This window comes from Janibacter massiliensis (genome assembly GCF_900289115.1).
In the GTDB taxonomy this organism is placed as follows: domain Bacteria; phylum Actinomycetota; class Actinomycetes; order Actinomycetales; family Dermatophilaceae; genus Janibacter_A; species Janibacter_A massiliensis.
This window is the reverse complement of sequence record NZ_LT985196.1, coordinates 367,458-382,872: the sequence shown is the minus strand read 5'-3', so window position 1 is coordinate 382,872 and position 15,415 is coordinate 367,458. Positions and strand designations below refer to the sequence as shown.

Sequence of the window (15,415 nt, the reverse complement as noted above, 5' to 3'; positions counted from 1 at the left end):
GGTAGTTCGACCTGAATCCACCGCGCCGTGGCGGTCTCGCGGCGCCCACGCCCGGAGGACCCCATGCGACTGGCGGCCCACGACGTCGACGGCACGAGCGTGATCTCGGTGACGGGCGAGGTGGACGTCTACACCGCCCCGCGGCTCCGGGCGGCCCTCGACGCCCGCGTCGCCGCCGGTGCCTGCCGTCTCGTCGTCGACCTCGGTGGTGTGGACCTCATCGACTCCACGGGCCTCGGTGTCCTCGTCGGCTGCCTGCGGCGCATCGCCCCGGCCGGCGGCTCGATCGAGCTGGTCGTGACCTCGCCGTCCGTCGCCCGGGTCCTGCAGATCACGGGGCTGGACGCCCTGTTCGCCGTCCACGACACCGTGGACGAGGCTCTCGCCGGCGCCCGGGACGCGGGGACCGTCGGGGGCTGAGGGGCCGCGAGCACGGCCCGGGACATCGCCCTGGCCGAGGAGCCGGGGCAGCCGCCTACGATCTCACCGTGACCGACCCCCGCAGCGCCCCGTCCCCGACACCGGTCCTCGTGCCGGACCTGATCGAGCGGCTCCGCGACGACCTCCGCGCCGCAGGATGGACGGTCGAGTCGATCGAGGACCGCCTCGGCCCCGCCGCCTCGACCGCCCTCCACCGCGAGCTGGCCCTGCCCGCACGTCGTGCCCTCGTCGAGGCCGACGACCCGCTCGCGACCCTCACCCGCCTGTTCGCCCTCGGCGACCCGGTCGACCACGACCTCGTCGAGGCGGCGCTGCCGACCCTGGGTGTCGCGGGCGCGACCCGCCTGGGTCTGCTCGAGATCGAGGGCGCGGCCGTCCGCGCGACCTGCGACCTGCGCCCGTACGGCGACGAGTCGCACACGTGGTGGGTCGCCTCCGACCTCTCGGAGATGGCCACGGGCAGCCCGCTGCGCGTCGACCACGTGCTCGGGATCGGGGGCGCGTCGACGACGCTGGCGTCGTGGACCCCGCGGTCGCAGGTCGGGCGAGCACTCGACCTCGGCACGGGGTGCGGGGTGCAGGCCCTGCACCTGGCCGGTCACGCCGACGCGGTCACCGTGACCGACGTCAGCGAGCGAGCCCTCGCCTACGCCCGGTTCAACGCCGCGCTCGCCGGACAGGACTGGGAGGTCCTCGCCGGGTCGATGCTTGAGCCCGTCGCCGGGCGGCAGTTCGACCTCGTCGTGTCGAACCCCCCGTTCGTCATCACGCCGCGATCGGGGGACGTCCCCCTCTTCGAGTACCGCGACGGCGGGTCGACCGGCGATGCGGTCGTCGCCGGTCTCGTCCGCGGTGTCGCTCCGCTGCTCGCGCCCGGCGGGACCGCCCAGCTCCTCGGCAACTGGGAGATCGCGGACGAGGAGTCCTGGCAGGAGCGCGTCAGGTCGTGGCTCGAGGGAACCGGTCTCGACGCGCTCGTCGTCCAGCGCGAGGTCCAGGACCCCGTCGAGTACGCCCAGACGTGGGCTCGCGACGGGGGGCACCGCGACGGGACGGCTGCCTTCGACCGGATGCTCACCGCCTGGCTCGAGGACTTCGAGTCCCGCGGCGTCACGGCGATCGGGTTCGGCATCATCACGCTGCACCGCCCGACGCAGGCGCGTGAGCCGTGGGTCGAGCTCCTCGACGTGCGGCACCCGGTCGGTCCCGCGATGGGGGAGGAGGTCGCGGCGGTCGTCGCCGCCCGGTCGGCGCTGGCCTCGGCCGATGACGACGAGCTGCTCTCGACCCCGTGGCGCGCCGCCGCCGACGTCACCGTCGAGCAGCACCAGCGGGCGGGTGCGCCGGGGCCGGAGATCATCCGCGCGCGCCGAGGCGGGGGCCTGCGGCCGAGCGTCGACCTGGGTACGGCTGCCGCCGCGCTGCTGTCCGTGTGCGACGGGGACCTGACGGCCGGTGCCGCGCTCGCGGCGATCAGCGGCCTGGTCGAGCGGGAGACGGACGAGGTCACCGCCGAGGTGCTCCCGACCCTGCGCGAGCTCGTCGCCCGGGGCTTCCTCGTCAGCTGACGCCCTCGACGTTGCTGATCTTCCAGCTGCCGTCGATCTTCTTCAGGCTGAAGGTCGCCGTCTTCGGCGCGCCCTTCTGCGTGTAGCTCGCCTGGACGGTCGCGGTGTCGTTGGTGACGGACGAGCTCGAGATGTTCGTCGAGCCCTTGTCGACCGCGCCCGAGGTGTCACCAGCGCCGGCCAGGGCCGTCTCGCACCCGCCCACCGACTGGAACAGCGCGGGGTCGACCACCGAGCACGCCTCGGCCTTGTCGCCGTCCGCGACGGCGTCCATGAAGGTGGTGACGGCCTCCTTCGGCCCGTCGTTGATCTGCTTGGCGATGAGGAAGGCCGCACCTCCGCCGCAGCAGCACAGCGCCAGGAGAGCGGCGAGCCCGATGAGGATCCACTTCGTCGCGCCGCCCTTCTTCGCCGGCGGCTGCCCGTAGGGCGCGGACGCGCTGGGCGCCGGAGGCATCCCGGGGGCGGCGTCGGGCGCCGGTGCGGGCGCGCCGTAGGCGGGGGTGGGTGCCCCGGACGAGGCGCCCGGGATCGGCTGCTGGGGGGACATGCCCGGACCGGGCGGGGGCGGCGTCGCGGAGCTCATGCCGCCATCCTGCCCTGACCGGCCGACCGGCGCACGCCGTGCCGGCGAGTCAGACGTCGAGGTCCGTCATCTTCCACTCGCCGTCGACGACCCGCAGGTCGATGCGGGCGGTGGAGTTCGTCCCGCCCATGCCGTACGTCGCGTCGCACCGGGCGGTGCCCGACGTGTCGCTGCCGCCGTCGGTCCGCGTGACCGTCACGGTGTCGGCGTCGAACGTCGAGGGCATCTGGTCGAACGTCCGGCCGAGGGTCGCCTCGCAGTCGTCCCCGGCCTTCATCGCGGTGGGGTCGATCAGGTCGCAGGCTGCGGCCTCGTCCCGGTCCTCCATCGCCTGGAAGAAGGAACGGACGGTCTGCTCGGGTGTGCCCGACACCGTCCTGTCGGAGTCCTTGGTGAGGAAGTACGCACCGATGCCTCCGCAGCAGCACAGCAGGAGGAGGCCGACCACCGCGAGGATGATCCACTTCGTGGCACCGCCGCGGGAGCCGCCGCCGTCGGCGGGCAGGTAGCCGCCACCGGACGGCGGCATCGGGGCCTGGCCGCCGTAGGGGCCACCCGCGCCGTACGGGCTGGGGCCGCCCTGCTGCGGGGCGCCGTAGGAGCCGTTCGACCCGCCGCCGTACGGGGACGGACCGGCGGGCATCGGACCGGGGCCGGGGCGACCCCCGAGTCCGGGGCCTGGCGGGGGCGGAGGTGCAGCGCTCATGGCCGACATCCTCCCGGCTGGTGGCCGGGCGCGCCACCCGGGGGTGGGCCACCGGCGCGCGGCGCCGCTGACGGGGACGGGCTACCGTTCCCCCGGCCGCTCGTCCACCCGCCTCGACGAATCCGAGGCGACGACGGCCGGAACAGGAAGGTGCGTACGTGGGAACGCGCAAGCTCGTCATCGTCGAGTCCCCCGCCAAGGCCAAGACCATCGCCGGGTACCTCGGTCCCGACTTCGACGTCGAGGCGTCGGTCGGTCACATCCGGGACATCCCGACCCCGTCGCAGATGCCGGCCGACGTGAAGAAGGGACGATTCGGCCGCTTCGGGGTCGACGTCGACGGGGGCTTCGAGCCGTACTACGTCGTCGATGCCGACAAGAAGAAGAAGGTCGCCGAGCTCAAGCGCCTCCTGAAGAACGCCGACGAGCTCTACCTCGCCACCGATGAGGACCGTGAGGGCGAGGCCATCGCGTGGCACCTGCTCGAGGCGCTGAAGCCCACGATCCCCGTGCGGCGCATGGTCTTCCACGAGATCACCAAGGAGGCCATCCAGCGCGCCGCGCAGCAGACCCGGGACCTCGACACCCGGCTCGTCGACGCGCAGGAGACCCGCCGCATCCTCGACCGGCTCTACGGCTACGAGGTCTCGCCCGTCCTCTGGCGCAAGATCACCCAGGGCATCTCCGCCGGTCGTGTCCAGTCGGTCGCGACCCGGCTCGTCGTCGAGCGCGAGCGCGAGCGGATGGCCTTCGTCCGGGCGGGGTACCACGACGTCGAGGGCGAGTTCGCGCCCCCCGGCTCCCGCGGTCAGGCGTTCCGCGCCCGGCTCAGCCACGTCGACGGCACGAAGGTGGCCACCGGCCGGGACTTCGGCGACGACGGGCGCCTGAAGAGTGACGCCGCGCACCTGGACGAGGCGGCCGCGACCGCGATCGCCACCGCCGTCGCGGAGCGCGACGCCGTCGTCCGCAGCGTCCAGGAGAAGCCCTACACCCGCCGCCCGTCAGCGCCGTTCACGACGAGCACCCTCCAGCAGGAGGCCTCCCGCAAGCTCGGGATGGGCAGCAAGCACGCGATGAGCGTCGCGCAGCGCCTCTACGAGAACGGGTACATCACGTACATGCGGACCGACAGCACCGAGCTGTCGCAGTCGGCGATCGAGGCCGCCCGCTCCCAGGCCCGCGACATGTACGGCGCCGACCACGTTCCCGACGCCCCCCGCCGCTACGGCAAGAAGGCGAAGAACGCCCAGGAGGCGCACGAGGCCATCCGGCCCGCCGGTGACCGGTTCCGCACCCCCGCCCAGGTCGCCGGTGAGCTGCGCGGCGAGGAGTTCCGCCTCTACGAGCTCGTGTGGAAGCGGACGATCGCCTCGCAGATGGCCGACGCGAAGGGCTCGACGGCGACGATCCGGCTCGCTGTCGACCTGTCCGGCTCGGGCGCGGCGGACGTCGCCACGGACGCCGAGTTCACCGCGAGCGGCACGGTCATCACCTTCAAGGGATTCCTCGCCGCGTACGAGGAGGGCCGGGACGAGGCCCGCCCGGGGCACGACGACAAGGACTCCGAGGCCCGTCTGCCGAAGCTGTCCGAGGGGGTCGCGCTCGCCGTCCTCTCGGCGGAGGCCAACGGCCACGAGACCTCGCCCCCGCCGCGCTACACCGAGGCCTCGCTCGTCAAGGCGATGGAGGAGCGGGGCATCGGTCGCCCCTCGACCTACGCCTCGATCATGGACACGATCCAGCAGCGCGGGTACGTGTGGAGCCGCGGTTCGGCGCTCATCCCGACGTGGCTCGCGTTCGCGGTCACCCGGCTGCTCGAGGAGCACTTCGCGCGCCTGGTCGACTACGACTTCACGGCCGCGATGGAGGAGGACCTCGACCGGATCGCCGGCGGGCAGGAGGACCGGGTCGCGTGGCTGACGCGGTTCTACTTCGGCGGTGACGACGAGGCGATGGAGGGCCTGCGCCGGCTCGTCGAGAACCTCGGAGAGATCGACGCGCGCGGGATCAGCACGGTCGAGCTCGGCGACGGGATCGTCGTGCGCGTCGGGCGCTACGGGCCCTACGTCGAGGAGACGACGCCCGCCGGGGTCGACCCCGCTACGGGGGAGATGGCCCAGGACGCGGACGGCACGCCGCGGCGGGCGACGATCCGCGACGACATCGCTCCGGACGAGCTCACCCCGGCGAAGGCCCGGGATCTGCTCGACACCGCCGCCGACGACGGTCGGGTCCTGGGCGCCGCCCCGGACACCGGCCGCGAGGTCGTGGCCAAGGCCGGCCGGTACGGGCCGTACGTCACCGAGGTCCTCACCGAGGAGGAGTCCGGCCGCACCGGGAAGGCGAAGGTCAAGCCGCGCACCGCCTCCCTCTTCGCCAGCATGGACCTGGCGACGATCGACCTCGACACGGCACTCAAGCTCCTGTCGCTGCCGCGCGTCGTCGGGACCGTCGAGGAGACGCGGACCGCCGAGGACGGGAGCGAGCAGATCGTTCTCGTCGAGATCACCGTGCAGAACGGTCGGTACGGGCCGTACCTGAAGAAGGGCACGGACTCCCGCTCGATCGAGTCCGAGGACCAGATCTTCACGATCACCCTCGACGAGGCGAAGGCGATCTACGCCGAGCCGAAGCGCCGTGGCCGCGCTGCTGCCAAGCCGCCGCTGAAGGAGCTCGGCGAGGACCCGGTGTCGAAGAAGCCGATCGTCGTCAAGGACGGGCGCTTCGGGCCGTACGTCACGGACGGGGAGACGAACGCGACCCTGCGCCGCGGCGACGACCCGGAGACGATCACCCCCGAGCGCGGGCAGGGGCTGCTGGCCGAGAAACGCGCGAAGGGCCCCACGACCCGCAAGAGCGCGAAGAAGACGGCGAAGAAGGCAGCGAAGAAGACGACCGCCAAGAAGACGACGGCGAAGAAGACGGCCGCGAAGAAGACGGCAGCGGCGAAGAAGACCGCGGCCGGGAAGGACGCGGGATGAGGTCCTGGACCAGGATCGCCCCGGCCGCGGCGGCCGCGGTCCTCGCCGCGACGTGGGGGAGGTACGGCCTGCCGTGGGCCGTCATGATCCTGGTCGGGGCGCTCCTGTGCGCGGCGGTCCTCGCCGCGGTCCACCACGCCGAGGTGGTCGCGCACCGGGTGGGAGAGCCGTTGGGCTCCCTCATCCTTGCCGTGGCCGTCACCGTCATCGAGGTCGGGCTCATTCTCATGCTGATGAGCGGGGGCGGCTCCGAGGCCAAGACCCTGGCCCGGGACACGGTCTTCGCGGCCGTGATGATCACGATGAACCTCATCGTCGGCGCCTCCATCCTCGCCGGCACCCGCCGCGGTTCCACCGTGTGGTTCAACGCCGAGGGTGCCGGCTCGGGACTGACGGCCGCAGCTGTGGTCGCGACCTTGTGCCTCGTCCTGCCGACGTTCACCCTCTCGGCTCGCGGGCCAGAGTTCACCCCGGTCCAGCTCCTCTTCGCCGCGACCGCCTCCGCCGTTCTCTACGCCTCCTACGTGTTCACCCAGACCGTGCGGCACCGCGACTTCTTCCTCCCGGTCGCCGCCGGTGGGGATCTCCTCGAGGACGACCACGCCGACCCGCCGAGCAACCGCCAGTCGCTGACGAGCCTCGGCCTGCTCCTCGTCTCCCTCGTCGCCGTCGTCGGTCTGGCGAAGGTCGCCTCCCCGGCGATCGAGTCGGCCGTCGCCGCCGCGGGTCTGCCGCAGTCGTTCGTCGGTGTCGTCATCGCCCTGCTCGTCCTGGGCCCCGAGACGATCGCGTCGGTGACGGCGGCCCGGCGCGGTCGGATGCAGAACGCGTTCAACCTCGCCTACGGCTCGGCGATGGCGAGCGTCGGCCTGACGATCCCGACCCTGGCGATCGCGACGATCTGGCTGAGCTCCCCGCTCCACCTGGGGCTCGGCACGAGCCACATCGTGCTGCTGGCGATCACGATCGCGGTGTCGATCCTCACCGTCGTGCCCGGACGGGCCGTTCGGCTCCAGGGCGTCGTCCACCTCGTCCTCGGCGCGGCCTTCATCGCACTGTCGATGGCTCCGTGAGGCAGGGTCCACCGGGATCCGTCCGGTGGTCGGTCACCCGGTGGACGCGGGGATCGGCGCACCCCTAGGGTCAGGTGCCGGACCGCATCAACGACGAGGGGCCCCCGATGACGCTCGACCCGAGCACGTTCTCGACCATGACTCCGCAGGAGTTCTCGCGGACGGTCGCGGCGATGTCCGACCGCCAGGTCGAGGAGATCATGGGGGGCGAGCGCCGTCGGACGATCCTCGATGCGATCTTCCGCCGCTTCCCCTCCGCCGTGCGCGCCGATCGCACCGCCGGCGTGCACAAGACCGTGGACTTCCGGGTCACCGGCGGCCCCGGGGGGTCGAGCGACACCTACCGCGTGACGATCGACGACGGCGCGGCCCGGACGGAGCGGGACCCGTCCGGGGAGCCCGACGCCTCGCTCATGCTGGGGCCCGTGGAGCTCGCGAAGGTCCTCACCGGCCGCGGGAACCCGACGCTCATGGTCGTGCGGGGCAAGATCAAGGTCCGCGGCGACCTCGGCCTGGCCAAGTCCTTCAGCTCCTACTTCGCCGTCCCGAAGGGTTGATACGTGACCGTGGGTGACTCTCTGAACACGAAGATCGCCGAGCTCACCGGGGGCATCGGCCCCACGAAGGTCGGCCTGACGATGGCCCGCCGGGGGATGCTCGGTGTCGACGGCGCCCATCGCTCCGCCTTCCAGCTCGCTGCGCTGCGCCGCTGGCGCTTCGGCCTCGCCGGTGAGCTGCGGCAGGCGGCGGCCCGCAGCCCCCGAGCGGTGGCGATCATCGACGACGAGGAGAAGGTGACCTACGCGCAGCTGCTCGACCGGAGCGAGCGGATCGCTGCGGTCCTCGCGGCGCGCGGGTTCGGTGAGGGCGACCGGATCGGGCTGCTGGCCCGCAACCACGCGTGGGCCGTCGCGTTCATGTGCGCGACGAGCGCTCTCGGTGCCGACGTCGTCCTGGGCAACACCGGTCTGGCCCCCCAGCAGTTCGCGGTCGTCGCGCAGCAGCAGGAGATCGCCTTCCTCGTGCACGACGACGAGTTCGCGAACGTCGCCGCGGAGCTGCCCGAGGGCATCGGGGCGATGAGCGAGAGCGAGCTGCGCGAGGCGGTCGCCGCGACGCCGCAGCCGCCGCGGATGACGCCCCCGGCGCGGGTCGGGCGGACGATCATCCTCACGTCGGGCACGACGGGGACGCCGAAGGGTGCGGCGCGTCGGACGCCCGGTGGGTTCGGGCCCCTGATCTCGATCATCGACCGGATCCCGCTGCACGCGCGCGACCGGATCCTCATCGCGGCCCCGATCTTCCACACCTGGGGCTACGCGGCGATGCAGCTGTCGATCGCGATGCGCTCGACGATGGTGATGCAGCGCCGGTACCAGCCGGAGTCGGCGATCGAGGCGATGGTGCGCAACGACGTCCAGGCGGTCTTCGCCATCCCGGTGATGCTCCAGCGGATGGTCGACCAGGTGCCGGACCTGGCCGAGCACGCGCGGCGGCTGACGAAGCTCAGGGTCATCGCGACGTCCGGATCGGCGTACCCGAGCGGGTTCACGACGCGGTTCATGGACGCGGTCGGGGACGTGCTCTACAACCTCTACGGCTCGACCGAGGCCTCGTGGGTCGCGATCGCGACCCCTCAGGACCTGCGCCGCGACCCCGACACCGCGGGAACCCCGCCGCTGGGGACGGTCGTGCGGATCGTCGACGGTGACGGCAACGAGGTGCCCGAGGGGCAGAAGGGGCGGATCTTCTGCGGGAACGAGCTCGTGTTCGACGGGTACACCTCCGGCGCCGACAAGGACCGGATGGACGGGCTCGTCGCGACGGGTGACCTGGGCTACGTCAAGGACGGGCTGTACTTCGTCGCCGGGCGCGAGGACGACATGATCGTCAGCGGCGGGGAGAACGTGTACCCCGCGGAGGTCGAGTCGTTGCTCGTGCAGCACCCGGCGGTCCAGGAGGTGTCGGTCGTCGGTGTGCCCGACCCGGAGTTCGGCCAGCGGCTCGCGGCGTTCGTCGTCGTGCGCGAGGGGGAGTCCCTCGAGGCCGACGAGGTGCGCGAGCTGGTCCGCGCCGAACGCGCCCGCCACTGCATCCCCCGAGAGGTCGTCTTCCTCGACGAGCTCCCCCGCAACGCAACAGGCAAGGTCCTCGCCCGAGAGCTGCGCAAGCACTTCACCTGACCCACCCCCCTTTTTCTGCATTTGCGCGCGCAATTGACATCTGCGCGCCGAATATCGCGCGCAGATGCACCACACGGCGCGCGGATCTCGACGGGTCACCGTCCGCCGCGCCGACGGCGACACCCGGGGGGCTGACGGTGCCCGGCCATGTCTGCGAGGGTGGAGGCATGGCACGCACCCCCAAGTCTCCCACCGTCGAGCCCACCCGTCGCATCCTCGTGGTCGTCACGAGCACCCCCGAGTACACGACGACCGGCTACCGCACCGGCCTGTGGCTGGGGGAGCTCACCCACTTCTACGACCGCGTCACGAAGGCCGGGTACGACATCACCATCGCGAGCATCGAGGGCGGCCGTGTCCCGCTCGACCCCGAGTCGCTCTCGGCACCGATGCTCAAGATGGGCGGCACGGGCAAGCGGTACGAGGACCGCGAGTTCATGGACCTGCTCGTCGACACCGTCTCCGTCGACGACGTGCGTGCCGAGGACTTCGACGCGATCTACCTCACCGGCGGTCACGGCACGATGTTCGACTTCGACGCCGCCGGTCTGCAGCGGCTGATCACCGACTTCGACGCGGCGGACAAGGTCGTCTCCGCGGTCTGCCACGGCCCCGCCGGCCTCGTCCCGGCGAAGCGCGCCGATGGCACACCCCTGCTCGCCGGCCGCAAGGCGACCGGCTTCAGCTGGGCTGAGGAGAAGCTCGCCGGCCGACGCGACGCCGTCCCGTTCCGGCTCGACGAGGCGATGAAGGGCGCGGGTGCGAAGTACACCAAGGGCCGCGTCCCGATGACCTCGAAGGTGGTGCGCGACGGTCTGCTGATCACGGGTCAGAACCCGATGTCGGCAGCCGGCGTCGCCGACGAGGTCCTCAAGGTTCTGCGCAAGCGCCGCTGATTCGAGGCGTGCGAATCTGCGCGCGAGACATGACATCCGCGCGTGAGATATCGCGCGCAGATGGCAATTGCGCGCGCAATTGCGGGAACCGTGGGGGGTGTCGGGGGGCTCGCCTAGGCTCGGCCGGGTGGTGATGATCGCGAGCTCGGGCGGAGCGCAGGCGGACGGCGGCGGACGGCGCGGGGCGTTCGTCGTCTTCGAGGGCGGCGACGGGGCCGGGAAGTCGACCCAGGTGCAGCTCCTCGTCGAGGCCCTCGCCGACCGCGGTGTTCCCGTCCTGCGCACCCGGCAGCCCGGCGGCACGCCGCTCGGCAACGCCCTCCGGGACCTCGTCCTCCACGGCGATCCGATGAGCGCGCGCGCCGAGGCCCTCCTCTTCGCCGCGGACAAGGCGCAGCACGTCGCCGACGTCATCGAGCCGGCCCTGTCCGCCGGGACCACGGTCGTCTGCGACCGCTACGTCGACTCCTCCGTCGCCTACCAGGGCGCCGGTCGGGGGGTCGGCGCCGACGAGGTCGAGCGCGTCCAGGACTGGGCCGTCGGCGGACTGGCCCCCGACCTCACCGTCGTCGTCGACGTCACCCCCGACGAGGGCCGCCGCCGGCGGGGGCAGGTTCACGACCGGCTCGAGGCCGAGGGCGAAGACTTCCACGCGGCGATCCGCACCCACTTCCTCGACCGTGCCGCCGCCCACCCCACCCGCTATCTCGTCGTCGACGGAACCCCCGACCCGCAGGCCATCCACGCCCGGGTGCTCGAGCGGCTCGAGGCGGACCGGCTGATCGGGCCGGCGACGTGACCGTCTGGGACGACGTCGTCGGGCAGGACGAGACGGTGGCGACCCTCGACCGCGCCGTCCGCGATCCCGCTGCGATGACCCACGCGTGGCTGCTCACCGGCCCTCCGGGCTCGGGCCGCTCCACCGCCGCCCGGGCCTTCGCCGCGGCCCTCCAGTGCGCCGAGCACGGCTGCGGCACGTGCAAGGAGTGCCGCACGGCCCTCGACGGCACCCACGCCGACGTCACGGTCCTCGCGACGGAGAACATGCAGATCGGCGTCGACACCGCCCGCGACCTCGTCGCCCTCGCGGCGCGCTCGCCGTCGGTCGGTCGGTACCGCGTCCTCCTCGTCGAGGACGCCGACCGTCTCAACGACTCGTCGGGCAACGCGCTGCTCAAGGCGATCGAGGAGCCGAGCGAGCGCACCGTCTGGGTCCTGTGCGCCCCCAGCCTCGAGGACGTCCTCGTGACGATCCGCAGCCGCGCCCGCCACGTTCGGCTGCGGATCCCCCCGGCGCAGGCGATCGCCGACCTCCTCCACCGGCGCGACGGCATCGACCACGCCACGGCGCTCACCGCCGCGCGGGCAGCCCAGAACCACATCGGCATCGCCCGCCGGCTCGCCCGGGACGAGGGTGCCCGCAGCCGGCGGGCCGACACCCTCGCGCTCGCGGTCCGCATCGACGGGGTCGGGACCGCCGTCCGGGGCGCCGAGCAGCTCGTCGCCATCGCGACCGCCGAGCGCGACAGCGCCCTGTCCGAGCGGCACGCGACCGAGAAGGCCACCCTCCTCGAGCAGCTCGGCGCCGACCCCTCCGCCCGCACCCAGCCCCCGCACGTCCGGTCCCAGATCTCCGCGCTGGAGAAGGAGCAGAAGAAACGCGAGCGCCGGTTCATCACCGACGTCGTCGACCGCTGCCTCGTCGACCTGCTGTCGGTCTACCGCGACGCGCTCGTCGTGCAGAGCGGGGCGGGCGACATCGGCCTGGTCAACGAGGACCACCGGCAGCTCGTCGACCGGGTCGCGCTCGCGCTCCGGCCCGAGCGGATCCTCGCCGCGATGGATGCGATCGGCACCGCCCGCGAGCGCGTCGCGGCCAACGTCCCACCCCAGCTGGCCCTCGAGGCGATGGCCGTCTCGCTCCAGCTCCCGCGATAGCGTTCGGCCATGCCGCAGCGCTCCCGCCGCCTCGTCCCGACCGTGATCGCGCTGCTCTGCGCCGGCTCCCTCGCCGGCTGCGGGCTCGTCCAGCGGGACTCGGGAACGCCCTCGGCGACGACCTCGAGCACCGCCGCGGCGCCCCGGGGGCTCGAGAAGTTCTACGCGCAGACGCTCGACTGGGCGAACTGCGAGGGCGGTGAGTGCGCCGAGCTCGAGGTGCCGGTCGACTACGCCAACCCCGACGGCGAGACGCTGCGGATCGCGGTGCTGCGCGCCCCGGCGAAGGGGAAGCGGGCTGGCTCGCTCGTCGTCAACCCCGGCGGGCCGGGCGGGTCGGGGGTCGAGTACGCCCGGTACGCCGACTTCATCGTCACCCCGAAGGTCCGCCGCGCGTACGACGTCGTGGGCTTCGACCCGCGCGGGGTGGGGCAGTCCGAGCCGATCGACTGTCTCGACGGCGAGCAGCTCGACACCTTCCTCGGGTTCGACCCGACCCCGGACGACGCCCGGGAGAAGAAGGACTTCGCCAAGAACGCGAAGACGATGGCCGACGGCTGCGCCAAGAACGGCGGCTCCCTGACCGCGCACATGTCGACCGTCGAGGCCGCCAAGGACATGGACGTCCTGCGCGCCGCGCTCGGTGAGGACCGGCTCGACTACCTCGGCAAGTCGTACGGCACCTTCCTCGGGGCGACGTACGCCGAGCAGTTCCCGAAGAACGTCGGCCGCTTCGTCCTCGACGGGGTCGTCGCCCCGGACCTGACGTCGCAGGAGTTCACCGACGGCCAGGCCAAGGGCTTCGAGCTGGCCACCCGCACGTGGGCGACGTCGTGCGTCGACGGCGGGTCCTGCCCGCTCGGGAGCACCGAGGACGCGGTCGTCGCAGAGCTCCAGCGCATCCTCAAGGTGCTCGACAAGGAGCCGATCGAGGTCGACGGCATCACGCTCGGCGAGGGCTGGGCCGCGCTCGGTGTCGGCGCGGCCCTGTACGACCAGAGCAAGTGGAAGAGCCTGACCGAGGCGCTCGTCGACGCCCGCGACGGCGAGGGCCGGGCGCTCATGGCGCTGGCGAACCTCTACGCCGACCGGACCGGCAACGGCGAGTACCGCGGCAACATCATGGAGGCGATCTACGCCGTCAACTGCCTCGACCGGCAGGAGTCGAGCGACCCCGCCGACTACGACACGGCAGCGGCGAAGGCCGAGAAGGTCGCGCCCGTGTGGGGCGAGTTCATCGCCCGGAGCTCGATGTCGTGCGGCTACTGGCCCGTCAAGGCGACGGGGACGCCGCACCCGATCGACGCCACGGGGGCGGCGCCCATCGTCCTCGTGGGCACGACGCGCGACCCCGCCACGCCGTACGAGTGGGCCACGCGCGTCCACGAGCAGATGCCCGACAGCCGGCTCATCACCTTCGACGGCGACGGCCACACCGCGTACACCCGCAGCAACGACTGCGTCGACGGCGCGGTGGACGCCTACCTGCTCGACGGGACGCTGCCGGGCGAGGACCTGCGCTGCTGACAGAGCCTGGACCCGGCGTCAGCCGGGTTCGCGCGCGGGTGGCCGGTGGCCCTATACTGGTCCTCCGTGCCCGGCGCTGCCGGGTGCCCGCCGCCTTAGCTCAGTCGGCCAGAGCGATTCACTCGTAATGAATAGGTCGTCGGTTCGATTCCGACAGGCGGCTCATACGATGCCCCCGACCCCGGGTCGGGGGCATCGCTGCGTCCCGGGGCGCGTACGCCTAGTCTGGCCGGGTGGTTCAGGTCCTGGCCCCGCGCGAGGTCCCGCTCGGCGGTGTGCGCGCGCTCGACGTCCGACGCACCCTGCCGCATCGGGCGCGCCCCTTCGTCGGCGCGTGGTGCTTCGCGGATCACTACGGTCCGACGAAGGCTGGCATGGACGTCCCGCCGCACCCGCACACCGGGATCGCGACCGTCTCGTGGTTGTTCGAGGGGGAGATCGAGCACCGCGACTCCGGGGGCGTGGTCGCCCTTGTGCGGCCCGGCGAGGTGAACCTCATGACGGCCGGGCACGGGATCGCCCACTCCGAGGTGTCGACCAGCGCGACGCAGGTGCTCCACGGGGTCCAGCTCTGGGTCGCGCTGCCCGCGCACGCGCGGGAGGGGGACCGCGAGTTCCAGCACCACGCGCCCGACCCCGTCGTCGGCGACGGACTGCACGCCCGGGTGTTCGTCGGGTCCCTCCTGGGGTCGACCTCGCCGATCCGGACGGCGACGCCGCTGCTCGGTGCTCAGCTCGACCTCGGGCCCGGAGCGAGCGTCACCCTCGACGTCGACCCCACGTTCGAGCACGCCCTCCTCCTCGACTCCGGGGCCGTGACGCTCGACGAGCGCCGCCTCGAGGTGGGAGAGCTGGGCGTCCTCAATCCCGGACCGTCGCACCTGCGCCTCGACGCCGGCGCGGAGGGGGCCCGGGCGATCCTGCTCGGCGGGGCGCCCTTCGAGGATGAGGTCGTCATGTGGTGGAACTTCATGGGTCCCGACCACGAGGCCATCGACCGCGCCCGGCGGGAGTGGGAGGCGGGCAGCGATCGCTTCGGCGTCGTCCCGGGCGACGACCGCCGCCTCCCCGCACCGCCCCTGCCACCCGTCCGCCTGCGCGGGCGGCGCCGACTGCCCCTGACCGAACCACCCGCCGTGTCCTGACCCAGCAGAGGAGATCCCCATGAGCGACCGACCCGACGTCCAGGTCACCCACAACCCGGAGGAGCACCGGTACGAGGCCCGCATCGACGGGGCCCTGGCGGGCGTTGCCGTGTACGAGCGCACGGACGATCTCGTCGTCCTCACCCACACCGAGGTCGACGACGCCCACGAGGGCCAGGGTGTCGGCGGGGCGCTTGCCCGGTTCGCCCTCGAGGACATCAGGGCGGAGGGCACGAAGGTCGTGCCGGAGTGTCCCTTCATGAAGGGGTGGATCGAGAAGCACCCCGAGTTCCAGGACCTCGTCCACGACGCTCCCGCCCCCACCGCGGACTGAGCCACGTCCGGGACGGCCGCACGGATGGTCGGTC

At 72.7% G+C, this 15,415-nt stretch carries 14 protein-coding genes and 1 tRNA gene; 13 read left to right on the top strand and 2 right to left on the bottom strand.

The genetic code is table 11. From position 1 onward, the window contains the following. Nucleotides 1–63: 63 nt before the first annotated feature. Nucleotides 64–420, top strand: a complete 357-nt coding sequence (locus DAA34_RS01890) for an STAS domain-containing protein (protein WP_106817378.1) — start codon at nt 64–66, stop codon at nt 418–420. 68 nt (nt 421–488) lie between these two features. Further along, nucleotides 489–2,009, top strand: a complete 1,521-nt coding sequence (locus tag DAA34_RS01885) for a DUF7059 domain-containing protein (protein ID WP_234354065.1) — start codon at nt 489–491, stop codon at nt 2,007–2,009. Here the strand turns inward: DAA34_RS01885 and DAA34_RS01880 are convergent. Both DAA34_RS01880 and DAA34_RS01875 read right to left on the bottom strand, forming a co-directional pair. Continuing rightward, on the bottom strand, nt 2,002–2,595 hold the full coding sequence (locus DAA34_RS01880) for a nuclear transport factor 2 family protein (protein WP_106817377.1): 594 nt from the start codon (nt 2,593–2,595) through the stop codon (nt 2,002–2,004). The genes DAA34_RS01885 and DAA34_RS01880 overlap by 8 nt on opposite strands. Nucleotides 2,596–2,644: 49 nt before the next feature. Continuing rightward, nucleotides 2,645–3,301: a hypothetical protein gene (locus DAA34_RS01875; RefSeq protein WP_158707553.1), complete on the bottom strand. Its 657-nt coding sequence runs from the start codon at nt 3,299–3,301 to the stop codon at nt 2,645–2,647. A gap of 158 nt (nt 3,302–3,459) precedes the next feature. Here DAA34_RS01875 and topA point away from each other — a divergent pair, with 158 nt between their 5' ends. The 11 genes from topA to DAA34_RS01820 all read left to right on the top strand — a co-directional run bounded on the left by topA (nt 3,460) and on the right by DAA34_RS01820 (nt 15,381). Further along, complete coding sequence (topA, locus tag DAA34_RS01870) at nt 3,460–6,285, top strand: type I DNA topoisomerase (RefSeq protein WP_106817375.1); 2,826 nt, start codon at nt 3,460–3,462, stop codon at nt 6,283–6,285. Continuing rightward, a complete protein-coding gene (locus DAA34_RS01865) occupies nt 6,282–7,358 on the top strand; it encodes a calcium:proton antiporter (RefSeq protein ID WP_106817374.1) in 1,077 nt (358 codons plus the stop codon). The genes topA and DAA34_RS01865 overlap by 4 nt, the downstream gene beginning before the upstream one ends. 107 nt (nt 7,359–7,465) lie before the next feature. Continuing rightward, nucleotides 7,466–7,915, top strand: coding sequence for an SCP2 sterol-binding domain-containing protein (locus DAA34_RS01860; protein WP_106819671.1), 450 nt, complete (start codon nt 7,466–7,468; stop codon nt 7,913–7,915). A gap of 9 nt (nt 7,916–7,924) precedes the next feature. Then, nucleotides 7,925–9,541 (top strand): AMP-binding protein, encoded by a 1,617-nt coding sequence (locus DAA34_RS01855; protein WP_234354064.1) that lies wholly within the window; start codon nt 7,925–7,927, stop codon nt 9,539–9,541. A 167-nt stretch (nt 9,542–9,708) separates the two neighbouring features. After that, nucleotides 9,709–10,437 (top strand): type 1 glutamine amidotransferase domain-containing protein, encoded by a 729-nt coding sequence (locus DAA34_RS01850; RefSeq protein ID WP_106817373.1) that lies wholly within the window; start codon nt 9,709–9,711, stop codon nt 10,435–10,437. A 133-nt stretch (nt 10,438–10,570) separates the two neighbouring features. Then, nucleotides 10,571–11,236 (top strand): dTMP kinase, encoded by a 666-nt coding sequence (gene tmk, locus DAA34_RS01845; RefSeq protein ID WP_106819667.1) that lies wholly within the window; start codon nt 10,571–10,573, stop codon nt 11,234–11,236. Continuing rightward, entirely contained in the window at nt 11,233–12,375 is a 1,143-nt protein-coding gene (locus DAA34_RS01840) for a DNA polymerase III subunit delta' (protein ID WP_106817372.1), read from the top strand. Before tmk ends, DAA34_RS01840 begins: the two co-directional genes overlap by 4 nt. 9 nt (nt 12,376–12,384) lie before the next feature. Next, nucleotides 12,385–13,902 carry an alpha/beta hydrolase gene (locus DAA34_RS01835; protein ID WP_106817371.1) on the top strand — a complete coding sequence of 506 codons (1,518 nt, stop codon included), beginning with the start codon at nt 12,385–12,387 and terminating at the stop codon, nt 13,900–13,902. 89 nt (nt 13,903–13,991) lie between these two features. Further along, nucleotides 13,992–14,065 (top strand) — tRNA-Thr (locus DAA34_RS01830). A 70-nt stretch (nt 14,066–14,135) separates the two neighbouring features. Next, nucleotides 14,136–15,047 (top strand): pirin family protein, encoded by a 912-nt coding sequence (locus tag DAA34_RS01825; RefSeq protein WP_106817370.1) that lies wholly within the window; start codon nt 14,136–14,138, stop codon nt 15,045–15,047. A 19-nt stretch (nt 15,048–15,066) separates the two neighbouring features. Beyond that, a complete protein-coding gene (locus DAA34_RS01820) occupies nt 15,067–15,381 on the top strand; it encodes a GNAT family N-acetyltransferase (protein ID WP_106817369.1) in 315 nt (104 codons plus the stop codon). Nucleotides 15,382–15,415: the final 34 nt, after the last annotated feature.